This window comes from Maribacter zhoushanensis, assembly GCF_029350975.1.
Classification (GTDB): Bacteria; Bacteroidota; Bacteroidia; order Flavobacteriales; family Flavobacteriaceae; genus Maribacter; species Maribacter zhoushanensis.
In genome coordinates this window covers 12,248-31,499 of sequence record NZ_JARKMR010000010.1, presented here as the reverse complement: position 1 = coordinate 31,499, position 19,252 = coordinate 12,248, and the positions used below count along the sequence as shown (strand labels likewise).

Annotated in this window: 16 protein-coding genes and 1 tRNA gene; 2 read left to right on the top strand and 15 right to left on the bottom strand. The window is 37.9% G+C overall.

Going from position 1 to position 19,252, the window contains the following annotated elements; translation table 11 throughout:
* Nucleotides 1-601: 601 nt before the first annotated feature.
* From PXD56_RS18170 to PXD56_RS18100, 15 genes are all read right to left on the bottom strand, one after another.
* Nucleotides 602-675: transfer RNA gene (locus tag PXD56_RS18170), tRNA-Arg, on the bottom strand.
* A gap of 50 nt (nucleotides 676-725) precedes the next feature.
* Entirely contained in the window at nucleotides 726-1,169 is a 444-nt protein-coding gene (locus PXD56_RS18165; RefSeq protein ID WP_276494747.1) for a GatB/YqeY domain-containing protein, read from the bottom strand.
* Nucleotides 1,170-1,257: 88 nt separating this feature from the next.
* Complete coding sequence (ftsZ, locus tag PXD56_RS18160; RefSeq protein ID WP_276494746.1) at nucleotides 1,258-3,171, bottom strand: cell division protein FtsZ; 1,914 nt, start codon at nucleotides 3,169-3,171, stop codon at nucleotides 1,258-1,260.
* Between the two features lie 43 nt (nucleotides 3,172-3,214).
* A complete protein-coding gene (ftsA, locus tag PXD56_RS18155) occupies nucleotides 3,215-4,558 on the bottom strand; it encodes a cell division protein FtsA (protein WP_276494745.1) in 1,344 nt (447 codons plus the stop codon).
* A 4-nt stretch (nucleotides 4,559-4,562) separates the two neighbouring features.
* On the bottom strand, nucleotides 4,563-5,282 hold the full coding sequence (locus PXD56_RS18150; RefSeq protein ID WP_276494744.1) for a cell division protein FtsQ/DivIB: 720 nt from the start codon (nucleotides 5,280-5,282) through the stop codon (nucleotides 4,563-4,565).
* The gene (gene murC / locus PXD56_RS18145) at nucleotides 5,272-6,627 is read right to left on the bottom strand and encodes a UDP-N-acetylmuramate--L-alanine ligase (RefSeq protein ID WP_276494743.1); all 1,356 of its coding nucleotides are present in this window, start codon (nucleotides 6,625-6,627) and stop codon (nucleotides 5,272-5,274) included. The genes PXD56_RS18150 and murC overlap by 11 nt, the downstream gene beginning before the upstream one ends.
* Nucleotide 6,628: 1 nt before the next feature.
* A complete protein-coding gene (murG, locus tag PXD56_RS18140) occupies nucleotides 6,629-7,717 on the bottom strand; it encodes an undecaprenyldiphospho-muramoylpentapeptide beta-N-acetylglucosaminyltransferase (RefSeq protein ID WP_276494742.1) in 1,089 nt (362 codons plus the stop codon).
* Nucleotides 7,704-8,912, bottom strand: a complete 1,209-nt coding sequence (locus tag PXD56_RS18135; protein WP_276494741.1) for an FtsW/RodA/SpoVE family cell cycle protein — start codon at nucleotides 8,910-8,912, stop codon at nucleotides 7,704-7,706. Before PXD56_RS18135 ends, murG begins: the two co-directional genes overlap by 14 nt.
* A 1-nt stretch (nucleotide 8,913) precedes the next feature.
* Complete coding sequence (gene murD, locus PXD56_RS18130) at nucleotides 8,914-10,248, bottom strand: UDP-N-acetylmuramoyl-L-alanine--D-glutamate ligase (protein ID WP_276494740.1); 1,335 nt, start codon at nucleotides 10,246-10,248, stop codon at nucleotides 8,914-8,916.
* Nucleotides 10,248-11,468 (bottom strand): phospho-N-acetylmuramoyl-pentapeptide-transferase, encoded by a 1,221-nt coding sequence (gene mraY / locus PXD56_RS18125; RefSeq protein ID WP_276494739.1) that lies wholly within the window; start codon nucleotides 11,466-11,468, stop codon nucleotides 10,248-10,250. The genes murD and mraY overlap by 1 nt, the downstream gene beginning before the upstream one ends.
* A gap of 30 nt (nucleotides 11,469-11,498) precedes the next feature.
* Nucleotides 11,499-12,962, bottom strand: a complete 1,464-nt coding sequence (locus PXD56_RS18120) for a UDP-N-acetylmuramoyl-L-alanyl-D-glutamate--2,6-diaminopimelate ligase (protein ID WP_276494738.1) — start codon at nucleotides 12,960-12,962, stop codon at nucleotides 11,499-11,501.
* Nucleotides 12,959-14,965, bottom strand: coding sequence for a penicillin-binding protein (locus PXD56_RS18115; protein WP_276494737.1), 2,007 nt, complete (start codon nucleotides 14,963-14,965; stop codon nucleotides 12,959-12,961). Before PXD56_RS18115 ends, PXD56_RS18120 begins: the two co-directional genes overlap by 4 nt.
* Nucleotides 14,965-15,306: an FtsL-like putative cell division protein gene (locus PXD56_RS18110; RefSeq protein ID WP_394346276.1), complete on the bottom strand. Its 342-nt coding sequence runs from the start codon at nucleotides 15,304-15,306 to the stop codon at nucleotides 14,965-14,967. The genes PXD56_RS18115 and PXD56_RS18110 overlap by 1 nt, the downstream gene beginning before the upstream one ends.
* Nucleotides 15,293-16,195, bottom strand: a complete 903-nt coding sequence (rsmH, locus tag PXD56_RS18105) for a 16S rRNA (cytosine(1402)-N(4))-methyltransferase RsmH (protein ID WP_276494736.1) — start codon at nucleotides 16,193-16,195, stop codon at nucleotides 15,293-15,295. Before rsmH ends, PXD56_RS18110 begins: the two co-directional genes overlap by 14 nt.
* Nucleotides 16,185-16,658: a division/cell wall cluster transcriptional repressor MraZ gene (locus PXD56_RS18100; protein WP_036158601.1), complete on the bottom strand. Its 474-nt coding sequence runs from the start codon at nucleotides 16,656-16,658 to the stop codon at nucleotides 16,185-16,187. Before PXD56_RS18100 ends, rsmH begins: the two co-directional genes overlap by 11 nt.
* A gap of 263 nt (nucleotides 16,659-16,921) precedes the next feature.
* Here PXD56_RS18100 and PXD56_RS18095 point away from each other — a divergent pair, with 263 nt between their 5' ends.
* Nucleotides 16,922-17,686, top strand: a complete 765-nt coding sequence (locus tag PXD56_RS18095) for an alpha/beta fold hydrolase (protein ID WP_276494735.1) — start codon at nucleotides 16,922-16,924, stop codon at nucleotides 17,684-17,686.
* Between the two features lie 11 nt (nucleotides 17,687-17,697).
* Nucleotides 17,698-18,315: a ribosome biogenesis GTP-binding protein YihA/YsxC gene (yihA, locus tag PXD56_RS18090; RefSeq protein WP_276494734.1), complete on the top strand. Its 618-nt coding sequence runs from the start codon at nucleotides 17,698-17,700 to the stop codon at nucleotides 18,313-18,315.
* Nucleotides 18,316-19,252: the final 937 nt, after the last annotated feature.

Sequence of the window (19,252 nt, the reverse complement as noted above, 5' to 3'; positions counted from 1 at the left end):
AAATATAGAAAGTTTTTTTAACCAATCATAACTGCATGATTTTGACCAGATTGCATAAGCATAAAATCAGGCGAAAATTGAACAACAATGATTACCACAATACACATTACAGACATCCACTATTAAACTGGTTTATATTTCTCTTATCCGAATAACATTAGATACTCTAAAAAGAAATTTCACTTCCTCATTATATGATATATTATGACCTAAAAAAAACGCTAACAATATATAATAGCAATGCAGTTTTAGTATTTATACTCATACTACAGTAAAAAACATAAGTAGAAAAAGATTGATTTTAATTGTTACTCATATATACTATATGAAATTCTTCCTACTTTGAGCGTAGGATATCATTAATCAATAACTATAATCAATCGTTTAAAACCCTAGCCAAAACCAATTCTACAGATACTATATGCAAATACCATCTCCATTTTCAGCACAACCAATAACAAAAAATGAAAATTACATTATTACTAGGCAATTTGACACCTATACATTACCACTATAAATAGATAATACCAACTCACCCAATTATAATAATCACTAAAACACAAAAAAGCCACACCTTTTAAGATGTGGCTTTGAAACCTAGTGACCTCGAAGGGATTCAAACCCCCAACCCTCAGAGCCGAAATCTGATGCGCTATTCAGTTGCGCCACGAGGCCATTACTCATTATTCAATTAGAAATTAGAAATGCTCTAATCCTAACCTATATTATGCCAACTTCTTTTTTACAATTGTAGAAATCAACTTACCATCTGCTTGACCAGCTAGTTCTTTAGAAACAATACCCATAACTTTACCCATATCCTTCATTCCTGAAGCACCGATAGTGTCAATTGTTTGCACGACTACTTTTTCTACCTCTTCTTCAGTAAGTTGTTCAGGTAAAAATTGCTCTATTACAGCAATCTGTGCTAATTCTGGGTCAGCAAGATCTTGTCTTCCTTGTTCTATAAAAATGGCAGCACTATCTTTTCTCTGTTTTACCAATTTCTGTACAATCTGTATTTCGTCATCTTCAGTAATTTCTTCACCTCCACTTGTACTTGCCACCAACAATGCAGATTTAATAGCTCTAAGCGATTCTAGTGCCACAGAATCCTTTGCTTTCATTGCCAATTTCAACTGTTCCATTACTCTTTGCTGTAAAGCCATATCTCTTTTATTTTGGTCTGCGAAGATAAAAAATAAAACCCGAAAACTATATTAGTTTTCGGGTTTAAAAAATATTGTGAGACTGCTATTAGTCTACATTATCATGTAAAAACGAGTTATTAGATCTCAACTGAATATCATCATTACTATCTCCACTTAAAGAGGTTCTAGAAATCTTTTTCTCTCTTGAGCTTTCATTTAAATCTACTCCCTGTCTTTGATATGCCGGCTTTTTCTCGTCATAACTTGTAGGTGCGTTGTTTTTGAACTTATAGTTAAAATCCTTCAATTTTCTTCTACGCTCGTCAGCTCTATCTCTCAATAGTTCTTCTATAGGAGTTTCCATTGGATCCAATGGCTCTTCTGGACTAGGTTCTCTACTTGGAGCTACCGTCTTTCTTTCAAATACCAACTCATCTTCAACAACTTTAGGCTCAAATTCCTCTGCCTTAGACTTTGCACCAGTTAATTTACTTTCTAACTGCATGTAGTCATCTAAGCTATAGCGTTTTTCACCATTCTTATTGTACTCCAATACCGGTACGATTTCAATGCTTTCTTTAACATCAATATCTTTTACTTCATCATGTAAATCAAACATGATTACATTCTCTTTCTCTTCCTCATCTGTTGAAGAAGGCTCAAAACCAACTGTAAATTGATCATCTTGTTCTTCTACTTGCAATTCTTCTGGTTCAACAACTTCCATATCTCTAAAAGACGATGGCGCATCAACTATGACAAAATCTTCTTCTGAAACATTTTCAGCTAACACTTCCTCGTAAAAAACATTGAAATTTTTAATATAGTTCGTTGTAGGTATCAAGTCAAAATCTTCTTCCTCAACGAACTCATACTTTTTTACGGGTTTGACTTGTTTTACCTCCTCTTCCTCATCATCCATCTCTAAAGTATGGACGGTTTTTTGGTTAGATAACAACATTGCTTCTGCACGTTGACCTTCTTCTAACGTATGAATAATTTTCTTTGACTCAGTATTTACGATATCATCTTGTTGCTCAATATTAAAACCCGTAGCAATTACTGTTACAGCAATAGCCTCACCCAAGCTTTCATCTTCACCAACACCCATAATAATGTTTGCACCGTATCCTGCTTCTATTTGAATATGGTCATTGATTTCACCAATCTCATCGATTGTGATTTCCTGTGCTCCAGAAACAATTAATAACAATACGTTTTTAGCTCCTTGAATTTTGTTATCGTTCAATAACGGAGAATCCAATGCTTTCATGATCGCTTCATTAGCCCTAGCAGAACCGGATGAAATAGCAGACCCCATTATAGCAGTACCACTATTTGACAGTACTGTTTTAGCATCACGTAAATCTATGTTTTGTGTATAGTGATGTGTAATAACTTCTGCAATACCTCTAGCAGCCGTTGCCAATACTTCATCAGCCTTAGAAAAACCAGCTTTAAAACCAAGGTTACCGTATACTTCTCTTAATTTATTGTTATTAATGACGATCAGCGAATCGACATTATTTCGCAATTTTTCAATACCACGTTGTGCTTGTTCAACTCTCATTTTACCTTCGAATTGAAACGGCATGGTAACGATACCAACAGTAAGAACATCCATTTCTTTTGCAAACTTGGCAATTACGGGAGCAGCACCAGTTCCTGTTCCCCCACCCATACCAGCAGTAATGAAGATCATTTTTGTAGTTGTATCCAACATACCTTTAATCTCTTCCATGCTTTCCATGGCAGCCTGTTCACCTACTTCAGGATTGGCACCAGCACCCAAACCTTCTGTTAATGATACACCTAATTGTATTTTGTTGGGCACCGGACTATTGTCCAATGCTTGAGAATCTGTATTACAGATTACAAAATCAACTCCGTTAATTCCTGCTTGGAACATGTGATTAATGGCATTACTACCACCGCCACCTACACCAATGACTTTTATAACGTTGCTTTGATTCTTTGGCAAATCAAAGGAGATATTATCAAATTCGCTGTTCTTACTCATATTCTAATTATTACTGGTTATGTATTCTCTTATGCTATGCTTATTACTCTGCGTTATCTAAAAATTCTTTCAATTTTTCAGACCACTTATCAAAAACAGATTTTCTCTCTTTATGCAAGTTAGGACGGGCCACCGCTTCTGTTTCTTGATTTGCGTAAACCAATTCTTCCTCTTCTTCTAGTTGCTGTTCTTGTAAAATCTCTTCTTGTGTTAACTTCAACTTCTCCTGATTTTTAATGGCATTCATTAAAAGACCAACAGCTGTTGCGTATAAAGGACTAGCAACTTCTTCATCAGAATCACCTGCTAAGTGCTCGTTAGGGTACCCAATACGAGTATCCATACCTGTTATATATTCTACTAATTGCTTTAAATGCTTCAATTGGCTACCACCACCTGTTAATACTATACCCGCAATTAATTTTTTCTTTTGTTCTTCGTGACCGTAGTTTTTAATCTCTACATACACTTGCTCAATAATTTCAACTACACGTGCGTGAATAATCTTAGAAAGATTTTTCAATGAGATTTCTTTTGGCTCTCTACCACGTAAACCTGGTATAGATACAATTTCATTATCCCTGTTCTCACCTGGCCAAGCTGAACCAAATCTTGTTTTCAACAATTCGGCTTGCTTCTCAATAATTGAACATCCTTCCTTTATATCCTCGGTAATAACACCACCACCAAAAGGAATAACCGCAGTGTGTCTTATGATACCATCTTTAAAAATGGCCAAATCAGTAGTACCACCACCTATATCGATTAATGCTACACCTGCTTCTTTTTCTTCTTGACTCAATACCGCGTCAGATGATGCCAATGGCTCAAGTGTAATATTCCCTAAATCCAATCCTGCACTTTTAATGCAACGACCTACATTTTTAATGGAAACTACTTGACCAACCACAACATGGAAGTTAGCTTCAAGCCTACCGCCATACATACCAACAGGTTCACGAATTTCTGCTTGCCCGTCAACTTTATATTCTTGCGGTAACACATGAATAATCTCCTCACCTGGTAGCATAATCAATTTGTGCACTTGATTACATAGTAAGTCTACATCTTCTTCACCTATTACTTCCTCAGAATCTTTTCTAGTGATGTAATCGCTGTGCTGTAAACTTCTAATATGTTGACCGGCAATACCAACTACAACAGATCCAATTTTAAGTCCAGAATTAGCTTCTGCCTCTTCAACTGCCTGCTGTATGGATTTAATGGTCTGGGTAATATTATTTACCACCCCTCTATGTACACCTAAACTTTTGGACTTACCGATACCCAAAATCTCAATTTTACCATACTCGTTTTGTTTTCCGATTATGGCAACGATTTTCGTTGTTCCTATGTCTAAACCGACTGAATATTTAGTTTGTTCCATTTTATTATATTTTAGTGCACACCACCTGGTTATTGAATTCTAAACTTACTTCTGCATAATCCTCCAAGGTTTCATCCTTGTTCGCTTTGGCATAAAATGCCTTAAAATTGCTAAACTTGGCATCTAAATCTTCAATACCGCCTATGTTCACAACAAAATTATTAAGCCTTAATCGTAACTGATATTCTTCTTCTCCTTTGATATGAATACCAATTACAGATTCACGAAAAAAATCGTCCTTATTTATGTGTTCCAATATGACATAGATATCTTCAAGGCTTTTACCACTGATATTGCCTGTTATGATAGGAACTCTAGCAGAATGATTATTTGAAAGAGGCATTCTCTTTCCTTCATCATCCAAATAGAACTTTGCGTTCCCTTCTATGCGCCCTATTGGTTTCCTTTGAACAATTTTAGACGTTAGTTGACCATCTATTGTTAGATAGACTTGTGCACTTTTCACCATTTCATTGGCCTCAAGAGCCTTTTCTACAGTATTCAAAACTATATTTTCTTTAGGCACATTATCAAGGCTACCGTAATTTTGTATTAACAATTTATTAACCGTTCCTTCAGTGAGGTACAAATTTTGATCCCCAATGAATTCTACCTTCATTCCCGTAACGTTTTTGGCGCTATTACGCTCATTTGAAAACGCATATAACCCCATGATTACTAGAACCAAAGCTGCTAACTTTATAAAATTCCAATTAATCTGCATAGGACATTTCTTTTTTAATTTTTACAACTTCTAAACCTATATCTCCGGCTCCCATTGTTAGTAAAACATCAGGATCCTGTTTTTTTATTTCAGAAAGGATTTGTTCTTTCGAAATTAATTTTTTATTACCGCTATTCACCTTCCCCAATAACCATTCAGAAGTCACTCCTTCAATTGGTTCTTCTCTAGCAGGATAGATATCTAACAACAAGATATTATTGAATTGCGATAAGCTTTTTGCGAACTCATCTGCAAAATCGCGTGTTCTTGAAAACAGGTGCGGCTGAAAAATGGCCAATACTTTTTTATCTGGATGCATTTCTGTAACTGCTTCAAAAACAGCATTTATCTCTGTTGGGTGATGCGCATAATCATCAATAAAAATAAAATCATCATTTTTAATTTTATATGAAAAACGCCTTTGCACTCCTTTAAATGTTGCTAATGCCTCTGCAAGGCGATGCGGTGGGGAACCTGCTTGCATAGCCATTGCGAAAGCTACCAAACCGTTCAACAAATTATGTCTACCAGGCTTGTTGAATTCAACCCCTTCTAGTTTGAGGTCAGGGGTCTCCAAATCGAATATGTAGGTGCCATGTTCTATTTTTATGTTTCGAATACAATAATCCGAATCGTCTTCTATACCATAGGTCAACCCTTTTAAAGGCAAACCATTACGAACAAATAATTTACCGCCCGGTTTTAATCTTTTGGTAAAATCAACAAATGTTCTTTCCAATTCTTGCGCATCACCATAGATATCAAGGTGATCAGCATCCATAGACGTTACACACGCTACATTAGGTGTCAACTGCATAAACGAACGATCAAATTCATCTGCCTCGACAACCGAATAAACTGTTCCTTCTAAAAGGAAATTACTATTGAAATCTTCTGAAATTCCACCTAAAAAAGCGGTCATTTTCACTCCTGTTTCTTTTAACAAATGTGCCAAAATACTAGAAGTCGTTGTTTTACCATGTGTACCGGCAACTGCCAAACAGAATGAATCTTTGGTTATTAAACCAAGTACTTCCGATCGTTTTTTAATGGTAAAACCGTTATTTAAGAAATATTGATATTCAGAATGACTAGAAGGCACCGCAGGGGTATATACCACCAAAGTATGTTCCTTGTCTTTCTTATATTCATCTGGCACTTCACCTATAGCATCCGTATAGTGAATATCCATACCAGAACTTGCCAATTCTTGTGTAAGCGGAGTCTCGGTTTTATCATAGCCGGCAACTGCTTTGTTTATAAACGCAAAATAACGCGCCAAAGCAGACATGCCTATGCCTCCAATGCCTATAAAATACACCCTATGTATTTGCGTTACGTTCATATTATTTAATCAATTTTTCTATTTCATCACAGATATCAGATGTTGCATTTGGTAATGCCAACGACTTAATATTCTTTGATAATTCTACTTGCTTTTCAGAGGATTTGAATACCGATTCAAATTCAGCTGTAAATTTCTCATCAAGCTCTTTCTCTCTAATCATTATTGCAGCATCATGACTTACTAGTGATAATGCATTCATAGTCTGATGATCCTCTGCTACTACTGGCGACGGAATAAAGAATGTAGGTTTTCCTACCAAACACAATTCTGAAACCGCGCCTGCCCCTGCTCTTGAAATAATGAAATCTGCCGCTACATAGGCCTTATCCATTGAGTTTAAAAAAGCATGGACTTTACTATTCTCTGACTGATGCGATTTGTAGGTTTCATAATACCCTTTTCCACATTGCCATATCACCTGTAAGCCTAATTCTTCAAAATACCCTAAATGATCGGCTACCAATTGGTTTATACGCCTAGCTCCTAAACTGCCACCTAATACCAACAATACCTTCTTATCTGCATTCAAGTCAAAATAACTTAAAGCTTCAGCTTTTGTAGCTTTCAACTCCACCAAATCTGAACGTACAGGATTACCTGTTTTTACAATTTTATCTTTCGGAAAAAACTTCTCCATGCCATCATAGGCCACACAGATTTTTTTCACTTTATCTTTTAATAGTTTATTGGTAATACCAGCAAAAGAGTTCTGTTCTTGCAATACACAAGGAATATCTTTTGTGGTTGCCATTTTTAACAACGGACCACTAGCAAAACCACCCGTACCAATTACGGCGTGTGGTTTAAACTTCGATACGATGCTATTTGCTCTCATTAAACTACTTATCAATTTTATTGGAAATAGTAGATTTTTAAGGGTCAGTTTGCGCTGAATTCCCGTAATCCACAATCCTTCTATTTTGTACCCTGCCTGCGGCACCTTCTCCATCTCCATTCTATCCTTTGCCCCAACGAACAAAAATTCAGCATCTGGATACCTCCTTTTCAACTCGTTTGCTATGGCTATTGCCGGATAAATATGTCCGCCGGTACCTCCGCCCGACAAAATAAACTTATAACTGCCCACTTAAAATCTCTAAAGGGTTAGTCTCGTCTATATCAACAGCATTGCCAGAAGCACTCTCCTGGGCTATACTTTTATTACTTGCACTTAATATGATGCCTATTGCCAAACAGGTCATCCAACTAGAGGTACCTCCACTACTGATCAATGGTAAATTTTGACCCGTTACCGGAAATAGTTCTACCGCTACCGCCATATTTATTAATGCCTGAAAAACTATAGGCAACCCTACGCCCAGCACCAACAACTTACTAAAGACCGATGCACAACCATTGGCCACCACCACTATTCTGAATAACAGAAACAGGTAAAACAACATGAGAACAAACCCTCCTATTAAACCATATTCCTCCACAATTATAGCGTAAATAAAATCTGATGAACTCTGTGGCAAAAAGTTCTTTTGTACACTCTTACCTGCTCCTTTCCCTACAATACCACCGGTTGCTATCGCAATCTTTGCACGCTCTATTTGATAAGTGCCTTCGGTATCATCCGGATTGGAGAAACTATCTATACGGCTCATCCATGTATCTACCCTATTTGGGAACAGATCCGGGAATGCTTTAGCGGTTAATATGAAAATGGACAAAAACAATATTCCCGTACCCACGATCCCCAATAAATATTTCATTGGATATCCTCCTAGAAAACACAATACCATCACCATAGAGAATACAATGGCCGCCGTTGAAAAGTTAGCGGGCAATATTAATGCCACCACTAAAAAAACCGGTAACCACAATGGTAGTATACTTTCCTTAAATGTTATTTTAATATCCCTCACCTTGGAAAAATAGCGTGCTACATAGATCATCAATACTACCGCTGCTAAATTAGAAGGCTGAAAACCGAAACCTACCAACGGCAAACGGATCCAACGACTATCATTGGTACCACCACTGGATGTGCCTTGAGCCAAAACGAATATGAGCAACACCAATACTATAGGCAGGGCGATCATTGAAAGCCCTTTAAAAAAATGCGTAGGTATTTTATGTACCCCATAAATAATTCCAAAGCCTAAAAACAACAGTATGGCATGTTTTACCAAGTGCCCTACCGGAGTACCGCTACCTACTACATATACCAAGTTACTACTGGCACTATATACTGGCAGAAATGAAAACAAGGCCAAAAGTGCCGCAATGGCCCAAATGGCTTTATCTCCTTTTATATTTTGAAATATATTCAACACCTTATAGGTTTTTTACACAGTTCTTAAATTGATCTCCGCGATCTTCATAGTTCTTAAACAAATCGAAACTTGCACATGCCGGTGATAACAACACCGTATCTCCACGCTCCGCTATTTTATAAGCTACTTTTACTGCTTCTTCCATGGCATATGTTTCTACCAATAGATCTACGGCATTACCGAAAACATGCTTAATTTTTTCATTGTTCTCACCCAAGCAAATAATGGCTTTTACCTTTTCTCGTACCAATGGCATTAACTCCATGTACTCATTGCCCTTATCTACACCACCAACGATCCATACAGTAGGTGTTTTCATGCTATCCAATGCGTAATAAGCAGCGTTTACATTTGTTGCTTTTGAGTCATTGATATATTCCACATGATGTATTTTCAACACCTTCTCCAAACGGTGGGGAGCCCCTTGAAAATTAGAAACACAGGCTCTTATCGTCTCCTTACGGATGCCGATTAATTTTGCAATTGTTGCCGCTGCCATTGTGTTCTTTACATTGTGCTGACCTTCTAAGGCCAAAGTGTTCTTCGTCATGCTAATAGTGTCTGTTGTTGTTTTTATTATTATCTCGTTTTGTTCTATAAATGCGCCTTGTTCAACTACTTTATTCAATGAAAAGGGCATTAATTTTGATTTTACCGGGTGCTTGTTCAGCCATTCTACCAAAACCGTATCATCTGCATCATAAATCAAATAATCGTCTTCGTCTTGGTTTTCCGCTATTCTGAATTTAGATGCTATATAGTTTTCAAACTCATACTCATACCGATCTAAATGATCTGGTGTAATATTCGTAATCACGGCAATGTGTGGTTTAAAATTTACTATGCCGTCTAATTGAAAACTACTGATCTCAAGTACGTAGTACTCAAAATCATGCTCTGCAACCATTTTTGCATAACTATCACCAATGTTTCCTGCCATACCCACTTTTAATTCGGCATTTGCCAGAATGTGGTTGGTTAGCATGGTGGTCGTTGTTTTACCGTTGCTTCCCGTAATACCAATAATTTTTGCATCGGTGTATTTTGATGCAAATTCTATTTCAGAAATTACGGGAACACCGTTCTCAACCAACTGCTTTACCAAGGGTACTTTATCCGGTATACCCGGACTCTTCATTACCAAATCGGCTTTTAGTATGCGGTCTTCAGAATGCTGTTCTTCTTCCCAATCAATCTCAAAATGTTCAAGAACGTTTTTATACTTCTCTTTTATCTTTCCTTTATCGGATACAAATACATCGTATCCTTTTTTTAATCCTAAAATGGCTGTACCTACTCCACTTTCTCCTCCACCAAGTACTACTAACAGTGCCATTATCTAATTTTTAAGGTCACTACGGTTACAATTGCCAATAGAATACCTACAATCCAAAAACGGGTTACGATCTTACTTTCGTGATATCCCATTTTTTGGTAATGGTGATGTAATGGCGACATTAAAAATATACGTCTGCCCTCACCAAATTTTTTCTTTGTGTACTTGAAATATCCAACCTGCATCATTACCGAAAGTGACTCGGCAAAGAAGATTCCGCATAATACGGGTATCAATAATTCTTTACGAACTATAATTGCGATTACAGCAATTACACCACCAATAGTTAAACTACCCGTATCACCCATAAACACTTGCGCAGGGAAAGCGTTGTACCACAAGAAACCAATCAAGGCACCTACAAAAGCGGTAATGAATACCAACAATTCTCCTACTCGTGGTATATACATAATATCCAAATAATCAGAGAATATGATGTTACCGGATACCAAGGCAAAAACGCCCAGTGTAAATACTATAATTGCTGATGTACCTGCGGCAAGACCATCTATACCATCTGTTAAATTTGCTCCGTTAGATACTGCCGTTACTATTAAAATGATAATAGGGATAAACAATAACCAAGCATATTCTTTAGCTCCTTCACCAGCCCATGATATTAAATTGCTATAATCAAATTCATTGTTTTTAAAGAAAGGAACCGTTGTCATGGTTGACTTTATCTCTGCTCCTTTTACCTGCTCTACAGTATAATCTTGCGTAATAATTGTTTTATCATGATCACGCATGGTTACCTCTGGGTGAAAATAAAGTACCGCACCTACTATAAGTCCTAATACTACTTGACCTAATACCTTAAATCTTCCTTTTAATCCTTCTTTGTTCTTTTTAAATACTTTTATGTAATCATCTAAAAAGCCGATTGCACCCATCCACAGCATGGTGAATATTAACAGTATGATATAAATGTTCTCTAATCTTGCGAAAAGCAATACTGGTATCAAGGTGGACATGATAATAATTACCCCACCCATTGTTGGTGTACCTGCCTTTTGCTTTTGACCGTCCAAACCTAAATCACGAATAGTTTCACCTACTTGCTGCTTTTGAAGAAATAGAATTACACGCTTACCGTAAACCGTCGCAATCATCAATGAAAACAGGATAGCCATTGCCGCACGGAATGTGCTGAACTGAAACAGCGAAGCTCCAGGCAACTGGTATTGTTTTTCTAAATATTCGAACAGGTAGGTTAACATATAATCTGTATTCTTGCTACTAAGCTTTGGTTATTTCTCTAAGCTCGCTAAAAGCTCTTTTACTATTTTAAAATCGTCGAAATCTATACGTACGCCGTTGGTTTCTTGATAGGTCTCATGACCTTTCCCGGCGACCAATATGATATCGTTATCGTCTGCTAGTTGACAAGCCGTTTTAATTGCTTGCTCTCTATTTTCAATGGATAAAACTTTCTTTACGTTCTGAGGTTCTACCCCTGCCTCCATTTCTGCAATAATTTCAGTAGGGGATTCAGTTCTAGGATTATCAGAAGTAAGAATAACTTTATTACTCATTTCTGATGCGATATTACCCATTACCGGACGCTTTGATCTGTCTCTATCGCCACCACACCCCACAACGGTGATGACGTTTTCATTTCCAGTTCTCAACGTGTTGATTGTCTCAAGCACATTTTTTAGGGCGTCCGGCGTATGGGCATAATCAACTATAGCCGTAATTCTTTTCTTTGATATGTGATATTGAAACCTTCCATCTACATTTTCCAACTCGCTCAATAAGCGTAGGGTTTCTAATTGCTCCAAGCCTAATAAGTCTGCAGTGGCATAAATTGCCAGCATATTATAGGCATTGAAATGACCTATTAACTTTGTCCAAAGTTCATGGTCGTTTATTTTCAACAACTGACCGTCAAACTGATTTTCCAAAATCTGAGCTCTGTAATCTGCATAATTCTTTAAGGCGTAGCTTGCTTTTCTAGCCTTTGTATTCTGCAACATTACCAAACCGTTCTTATCATCTACATTGGTCAATGCAAATGCCGTTTTTGGCAATTGATCAAACAATATCTTTTTAGTATCGCGGTACTCTGCAAAAGTTTTATGATAGTCTAGGTGATCATGGGAAAGATTCGTAAAAATCGCCCCTTCAAATACTAAACCTTCGGTTCTTTTCTGGTGAATACCATGAGAACTTACTTCCATAAAGCAGTATTCTACACCGGCTTCGTTCATCAACTGCAAATGCTTATTGATCACCAATGCATCAGGAGTGGTATGTTTAGTTGGATATACCGTATCATCTACCATAATTTTAATGGTGGATAACAAACCTACCTTATACCCTGCTTTCTTGAACAATTGATATAATAAGCTAGATACCGTAGTCTTACCATTAGTACCTGTAACACCTACCAGTTTCAAATTCTTTGATGGTGTGCCGTAGTAGTTAGATGCCATCAATGCCAATGCCTGATTACCACTTTCTACTTGTACGTACGTAACGTCATCTATCATCTCTGATGGCAATTGCTCGCAAATAATTGCTCTTGCCCCTGCCTTTACTACTTGATCAATATATTTATGACCGTCTGTCAACGTTCCTTTTATAGCAACGAAGGCATCAGATTTTTCTACTTCACGAGAATCAAAACGAACTGATGCTATATCACAAGAGGTAGTACCGCTAACAGCAGTAATACGCACTCCATATAATATGTCCTTTAATTGCATCATATTAATTCCAATACTATTTTCTTCACTGATTTTAAATCGGTGCCTTTGGTGATGGATTGGTTTTTCACCTTTCCGTTTCCTTTTACCTCTACTTCTATTCCTAAATTCTCTAAAATGGCAACCGCATCCATACCACACATACCTTTTACATTTGGCATTGCAGAATATTTTGCCTGTGCTATTTTATAATACCCTTGGTGAGAATCTTCATTTTTAGCGATCAACACATCTTTTACATCTACCTCACTTGTTAAAGGCGATGTTGCATATACTTTTTGTGCTACGGACTTAAATACCGGACCAGATACATCCGCTCCATAATACCCAACACTCTTGTCTGGCTTATGTATTACTACGATACAAGAGTACTTTGGATCATCTGCCGGAAAATATCCTGCGAACGAAGAAATGTACTCGTACTTAGATTTATCTTTAGACACATAGTTGGTCTGTGTAGTTCCCGTCTTCCCTGCCATGGAGAAATTCTTGGAGTACATACGGTGACCGGTTCCATGATCTTTCTCTACTACATTCTTTAATATCTGCTGCACTTTCTTCACCGTAGATTGCGAGCATATTTCAGAATTCAACACCTTTTTATCGAACTTCTCAATAGTCTTGTTCCACTCTTTTACTTCTTTTAACAAACGTGGCTTCACCATTTCGCCATCATTTGCAATAGCGTTATAGAATGCCAATGTTTGTAGCGGAGTCATAGACACCTCATAACCGTAAGCCATTTGCGCCAATGAAAGTCCAGACCACCCTTTATCACCAGGGTAACGTAACACAGGTTTACCTTCACCAACAACCGGCAAGCCTAATTCTTTATGAATACCCATGCTCATTAATCTGTTCACATATTTCTCCGGGTCATTTTTATAACCTTCATGAATCATTTTTGCAAACGCAACATTAGATGACACCTCAAAAGCTTCTGACATGGTAATTTTACCATGACCGCCACGCTTGGTATCACGTATGGTATGCTTGTATAATTTCCAAGCTCCTTTTTCGGTATCTATTACAGAACTGGTATCTATCACTTGATCTTCTAAAGCCGCCACCAAATTCACTAACTTAAATGTAGATCCCGGTTCGTGAGATTCACCGATCGCATAATTTAAACGCTCGTAATATTTACCTTCAGAAGTCTGACCTAAATTAGAGATTGCCTTAACCTCACCGGTTTTTACTTCCATTACTATTACCGTACCGTGGTCTGCCTGGTATTTTTCTAACTGCCCCAATAATGCATGGTGCGCTATATCTTGTATATTAATATCTATGGTAGAATACACATCATAACCATCTTTTGGCTCAATGATATTATCGTTACCAATGGGCTTCCACTGTCCTTTTGCAATTTTTTGTTTTAAACGCTTACCGGCAACTCCTCTTAGGTATTCACCAAAAGCACCTTCCATACCTACACGGGTGTAATAACCGTTTTCATCTACACGCTCATAACCCACACTACGCTCGGCAATTTTACCTAACGGATGCTCTCTTTTTGTTTTCTGCTCAATAATGAGTCCGCCTTTGAACGCCCCTTTATTGAATAGCGGAAATTCTTTCACCGCCATATATTCAGAATAATCTAGATTACGTACTATTAACGCGTACCTATTTTTATTCTCTCTTGCTTTTCTTAAAAGTTGCTGATAGTGAGAAGATGTTTTACCAAATTGCTTTGCCAAGGCATCTGCCAATGGCTTTACATTCTCCTTAAAATCTTCGTTACTTACCGTTACGGCATCAAAACGAATGGTGTATTTAGACACTGAAGTCGCCAATAGGCTACCATCGTCTGAATATAGGTTACCTCTATTTGGCTCAATGGTAAACATACGTTCCGTTCGCGTATCTGCCAATGCCTGGTATTTTTTACCGTCTACTACTTGTATAGAAACCAGTTTAAACAACACAGCACCCGCAAAGAGTACCATGAAACCTGCCACTATATAGAGTCTTTTTAATATACTTTTATCCGTTGCTGCCATTATTCCTCCTCTTTTAAAGATTTCACCTTAATTTTCTGCGGGGGATTTTCTGAAGGAAACAGTCCTTTTTCCGATATTTTACCGGTAATGCTCGATTCTAATTTTAGCTGCTGTACATCTGATCGCATATCTACGAACTCGTTACGCAATTCTTTTACTTCTTCATTTAATAAAGCAATGCGGTGTACTTTTTGATCGGCGCTATGAGAGCTACTGATCATTACCGTTGCCAAAAAAGAAATGAAAATAATGAACAGCCAATTTTTAGGGGCGTCACCGCTCACCAAAAATTTACCCTTCAATAGGTCTAATACACCCGTTTTCACTTTATTTTTCGCCATTACGCTCTGCTATTCTCAATTTTGCACTACGTGCTCTGTTATTCAATTTTATCTCTTCTCTTGTTGGCACTATTAAACCACCAACCTTTTTTAACGGTACATCTATATTGCCGTAAAAATCTTTCTCCGGCTCTCCTTCAAACTGACCTGCCCTGATAAATCTTTTTACCAGCCTGTCTTCTAAAGAATGGTAACTAATTACACTAAGCCTTCCTTTCTCGTTCAATAAACCTGGAGCCTGCTCCAAGAACTCTTTGATCACTTCTATCTCTTGATTCACCTCTATGCGAATTGCCTGATATATCTGTGCCAATATTTTATGTTGCCTATGTTCTGGCAAAAACTGCTTCAACACCGTCTTCAGCGCATCGGTAGTTTGTATCTTTTCTTCTTCCCTACTGGCAACGATTACTTTTGCCATGGCGTTGGCGTTTCTAATATCGCCGTACTCGAACAACACTTTACGCAAGTCATCATAAGAGTATTTATTCACCACCTCAAAAGCAGACAGCGTGTTACGCTTGCTCATCCTCATATCCAGATCTGCATCAAAACGGGTAGAGAACCCTCTTTCCGCTTGATCGAACTGATGTGATGACACGCCGTAATCCGCAAGTATACCATCTACCTTCTTTATGCCATAGAACTTTAAAAACTGGGTGATGTATCTAAAATTTTCCGCTATCAGCGTAAATCTTGGATCACCCAACGCGTTTGCCTGCGCATCTTCGTCTTGATCAAAGGCATACAACTTGCCTTCTTTCCCCAATCTTTTCAATATCTCTTTAGAGTGACCGCCACCACCAAACGTTACATCTACATATATACCGTCTTCTTTGATGTTTAAACCATCTACTGATTCTTTCAGCAACACAGGGTTATGATACATCGCCACTTGGTTTTTCACCTAACATTACACGCTTTGCCAACTTCACCTTCTCTTCTTTCGTTGCGTTTATAGATTCATCATAGGCTTTCTTGTCCCAAATCTCTAATCTTTTACCTATTGGCGCTATCACCACTTCTTTAGTTATACCACCTAATGATATAATGTCTTTAGGGATCAACAATCTACCGGTAGCATCTACTTCTACTTGGCGTAGCCCTGCCGTATACATTCTTATAAATTGTAGGTTCTCTTCATCGAACCTGCTTTTCTCGTTCAATTCTGCCATTACTCTGTGCCACTCATACGCCGGGTATAGTTCCAGGCATTCGCTCAAATATGACTTCTTTATAAAAAACCCATCCTTTAGTATTGGAGCAACTTGATTGCGCAGCGCAACAGGGAGCATAATACGCCCCTTGGCATCAGCCTTGCAGTTAAAAGTCCCAAAGAAAAATATGTCCAAAATGGATGTGTTTTGTTTATATAACTCAAATATATAAATATTATTACCACATTTTACCACTAAAAACCACTTTGTTAATAAATTACCCCACTTTTAAACACGTTTTTGCACTTCATCGATTTTTATGGCTTCATTTTACCACTTGACCCATAAAACCTGAAAAAATGAAATTTGAGAAATTGATGTGCCCACCTTATCGAAAAGAGTTGTTAGCTATTCTCTGTAATTACCTATATTTGGACAATTACTGATGAGTAGTGCGCATGGAAAACGAGTTAATCAACGAAGGAGGATTTAAGTACATAGAAAAAGGAGAAGGAAAACCTATTATTATTCTTCACGGACTAATGGGCGGTTTAAGTAATTTTGAGGGGGTAAACACTTATTTTCCGCCTAAAGGATACAAAGTTCTTATTCCTGAACTACCCTTATACTCTATGCCGATGTTAAAAACAACGGTTAAGAATTTTGCCAAATACCTTAAAAAATTCATAGACTATAAAAAGCTAGACGATGTTATTCTTTTAGGTAATTCTCTTGGCGGTCACATTGGTCTTTTACATACCAAATTATACCCGGCAAAAATTAAAGCCTTGGTCATTACCGGCAGCTCTGGTCTTTACGAGAGCGCAATGGGTGACGGCTACCCTAAACGTGGTGATTATGAGTTTATTAAAAAGAAGGCACAAGATGTTTTCTATGACCCAGAAGTAGCTACCAAAGAAATAGTAGATGAAGTTTTTGCTACGGTAAACGATCGTGTAAAATTGGTAAAGACTTTGGCGATCGCTAAAAGTGCCATTCGCCACAACATGGCGCAAGATTTACCTAGTATGCAAACCCCTACTTGTATTATATGGGGAAAAAATGATACGGTTACACCACCGGACGTTGCAGAATTGTTCGATGAGCTTTTACCTAATTCAGATTTATATTGGTTAGATGAATGCGGACATGCACCTATGATGGAGCACCCAGATCAGTTCAATACCATTCTTGATGAGTGGTTGACGAAAAACAATTTCTAAATACCCTACGGATGAAAATAAAGTCGGCCGACTTTGTAATGAGCAACTCTGATGTTGCCAAATGCCCTAAAGAACCTTTGCCCGAGTACGCCTTTATTGGGCGATCTAACGTTGGCAAGTCTTCTTTAATTAATATGTTGACTGAGCGTAAGAGCTTGGCAAAAACATCTGGCAGACCTGGTAAGACCCAATTGATCAACCATTTTAAGATCAATGAAAATTGGTTTCTGGTAGATTTACCCGGTTACGGTTATGCCCGTGTATCTAAACGAGATAAGAATACCTTTCAAAAATACATCACCAATTACTTTTTACAACGAGAACAGCTTGTATGTTCCTTTGTACTTGTAGACATTCGCCATGATCCTCAACCTATAGATATGGAGTTCATGCAATGGATGGGTGAAAACGGAGTACCTTTTGCCATCATCTTCACAAAAGCGGATAAACTAAAACCAAAAGCGATCGAGCGACAAGTAAATCAGTACTTAAACAAACTTACCGCAGACATGTGGGAAGAAGCTCCACCGCATTTTGTAACCAGCTCTAGCCACCGCAGCGGCCGTGATGAAGTTCTAAACTACATAGACAATATTAACCAGAAGTTTTTTGAGGCAACTAAAAAATAGTTGTTGGTTGATGGTTGTTCGTTGTTGGTTTTTTTAACGCTGCGCTTTTTTTGTATTAAGTACTTGTTCTAGTATTCAGTTGGCAGTAACAATTGGCAGTAACAGTTGGCAGTAACAGTTGGCAGTAACAGTTGGCAGTAACAATTGGCAGTAACAGTTGGCAGTAACAGTTGGCAGTAACAGTTGGCAGTAACAGTTGGCAGTAACAGTTGGCAGTAACAGTTGGCAGTTTTCTTAACGCTTCGCGTTTTTTTGTATTGAGTATTAAGTACAAAGTACAGAGCTGTTCTTGTTAGTTCTTCGTACTTCGTACGCTGAGCTGTATGCTTTTAGTTTCAGATTTGGAACATCTTAACATCTACTACTTGATACTTTTTACTTAGTACTTTGTACTTTGTACTCTACCCAAAAACGAAATGTCAGTTCGAGTGAATTTTTGAAGCATGAAAAAATTAGTATCGAGAACAGGTTAGGAACACGCAAACTCAGCTCACAACCCAAACATCACTTCGGCTACGCTCAGTGACCGAGTAAGCTCAGCAACCGAGTGAGACCAACAACCAAACGAAGCAACCGAGAAAACTAAATGTCAGTTCGAGTGAATTTTATACTGTAGCAGAGCGGAAGTAAAAAATTTGCTTGCCCGCCGACAAGGAGGGTATCGAGAACAGGTTAGGAACACGCAAACTCAGCTCACAACCCAAACATCACTTCGGCTACGCTCAGCGACCGAGTAAGTTCAGCGACCGAGTGAGACCAACAACCGACAACCGACAACCGACAACCAATAACCAATAACCAATAACCAAACTAAGCGACCGAAAAAACGAAATGTCAGTTCGAGTGGATTTTACATTATTGCAGAGCGGAAGTAAAAAATTTGCTTGCCCGCCGACAAGGAGGGTATCGAGAACAGGTTAGGAACACGCAAACTCAG